Genomic DNA, 2,188 nt, shown 5'->3' with positions numbered 1-2,188 from the left:
AGCAATCTTATGAATCGAACTTGCTTGGTACTTTTAGCTCTACCCGCCCCAGCTTTGGCGGAGGTTTCGGACAAAATGGCCACGCAGTCAAGCCTGTGGTTTTGCGGAGCTTTTGTAGGTGTCTTTTTGGTGTTGGGCATCCGGTGGTCTAAATGGGTGAATTTCATAGGCGTGCCCCTGGCCGTACTGTTCTTTTACTTTGCATGGGACACTCTACGGCAGCCTTACATAGGGCCGGCCATCATCAAAGAGCAGGGTACCCCGTATGTTCTGGCTTTATATGGCTCCGCCACACTGGTTACGCTTGGGGTAATGCTCGGCAATTACTTAAACAAGTTGAGGTTCCGTAATGCTTAACAAAGCAAATCAGCATCGGCCACTTCGTGGCCTGGACCTCGCTTCGCTCGGCCGCTGTTTGCGGCGTTAGGCAGACTATGGACATACTATCTCTTGCTATAGGTTTTCTTGTTGGCAGCTTTACTGGCGCTGCTGGCACGTATTTGGGGAATAAGTATACGGATAAGCGTAGGGAAGCTGAGGTGGCTCATTACATTGATGAGGAGTGGGAAGACGTAAAACGTCGATTTCCCAAAATCATCGATGAGATTATCGAGGACTCCAATCACCCTGATTTCAAGAGTGTCAGAAAGTTCTTCGTGTGCGAAAGCACATGGAGCATCAGTAAATCTGAACCTAGCTTTGAGTATCACACGGATAAGCACCCCGATCTCTCCGCTGCAATAGCCCATCTAGAGGAGCTTGGATACATTGAAGATATTACGCCAGGTAATTGCCCAATGTACCGTATTAGAGAGCGCTTTGTTGACAAATTGCGCGGCGCCTAACAAACGGCTGTTGTCGCCCCTTCGGGGCTGGGACGGCCTTTCCGCCGCTGCGCGGCTCCAAGTCCGCCCCAAAGCCGGGCGTTATGGGTGCTCGGCCTTTTGCATTTAGTTGAGTATCAATCGGGGTCGCCGACTTCGTGCCACAAACCAGCTGAACCAGCTTTAGAGTTTTCTGGTTCATCGCAGGCTTGGCAGTTTCGCTCCTGGTGGCACCCGGAAATTAAGAGGCAATCGGCCACATCATCGCTACCAGCATGGTGTGTCAGTAAGAAGACACAGGGGCGGCGGCACGCTCATAGCTCTTGCCCCGCATTGTTCGGGCTGTGGCTCCGCTAGCGCTTTGCAAAGTGCTAATAGAAGGTTGGGAGCGTCGCAGCCATAACCAAGCGCAGCACTACACGGCCTGTCGGCCGTCGGATGCTCGCAAGCTCGCACCGGTGTGCGCGGCGTTATGAGTAAAGTAGAAATGACAAGAATTATTGCAGCTGGGCTTCTTGTCGGTGGTATCTTTGCATTTATGATCAGCTATATCGAGGTGGTAACTCCCTCGAATTTTTTCGGATGGCTGGCTTTCTCCATTGCTACAGGAGCAATCGCATTTTTTGCAATTTTTTCACCTTATGGCGTACGCTCACACACAACAGTATTTGGGCGCAGGCAAAAATACCGACACCCTGTCTCAAATATACCGGGTAAAATTGCAGGCCAAATTCTAATAGCGGTAGTTGTTTGTTGTGCGATAAGTTTTGGGTTCTACGCCTATGGCAAGTAATACTCATAACCAGGCGCAGCACTTCACCGCCGCAGGCGGCGGTGGGACGCTCGTAAACTCGCGCCCGTGTGCGCAAAGTTAGGCGCTAAAGGAGCAATCGATGCTTACGGTAGTCGCTTTAAAGGCATTGGTGATTTGGGGCAGCATTCTTGTTCTAGCTGTTGCCAATGGGGCACTGCGCGAGTCTGTACTTATACCGGGGGTCGGAACTCCGGCGGCATTCGTGCTGAGCGGACTGCTGCTTTCAATCTTGATCATTGGCGTGGCGTACTTATCGCTTCCTTGGCTACAAATTAGCCGTCCCGTTCAGCTCTGGGCCGTTGGGTTGGGCTGGCTCGCGCTTACACTCGTTTTTGAGTTTTCGTTTGGTCTCTGGCAAGGCAAGTCGTGGCCCGAGTTGTTTGAGGCCTATACATTCAAGGATGGCAACATCTGGCCTATTGTTCTCGCGGCAACGGCCCTTGCACCGTACATTGCTGCGCAGCTTCGGGGCTGGGCGTAGTGCGCCTAACCAGCTGCTGCACGCGGATAAATTACTCGCTGCGCTCTCAATTTACCGGTGAGCAGAGGC

3 protein-coding genes are annotated in these 2,188 nt (G+C 52.2%); all 3 read left to right on the top strand.

Annotated elements, in window-relative coordinates; translation table 11 throughout:
• The first annotated feature begins 434 nt into the window (after positions 1 to 434).
• The 3 genes from DKW72_RS16195 (at position 435) to DKW72_RS16190 (ending at position 2,119) form a co-directional block, all read left to right on the top strand.
• Positions 435 to 845 carry a hypothetical protein gene (locus DKW72_RS16195; RefSeq protein WP_111643425.1) on the top strand — a complete coding sequence of 137 codons (411 nt, stop codon included), beginning with the start codon at positions 435 to 437 and terminating at the stop codon, positions 843 to 845.
• A 451-nt stretch (positions 846 to 1,296) separates the two neighbouring features.
• On the top strand, positions 1,297 to 1,617 hold the full coding sequence (locus DKW72_RS16470) for a hypothetical protein (RefSeq protein WP_157960526.1): 321 nt from the start codon (positions 1,297 to 1,299) through the stop codon (positions 1,615 to 1,617).
• Between the two features lie 100 nt (positions 1,618 to 1,717).
• Positions 1,718 to 2,119 (top strand): hypothetical protein, encoded by a 402-nt coding sequence (locus DKW72_RS16190; RefSeq protein ID WP_111643424.1) that lies wholly within the window; start codon positions 1,718 to 1,720, stop codon positions 2,117 to 2,119.
• The last annotated feature ends 69 nt before the right edge of the window (positions 2,120 to 2,188 follow it).

The sequence above is a fragment of the Marinimicrobium alkaliphilum genome (assembly GCF_003259155.1).
Classification (GTDB): domain Bacteria; phylum Pseudomonadota; class Gammaproteobacteria; order Pseudomonadales; family Cellvibrionaceae; genus Marinimicrobium_A; species Marinimicrobium_A alkaliphilum.
Note: the sequence above shows the minus strand (reverse complement) of the source record. Positions and strands in the feature narration are given on the sequence as shown.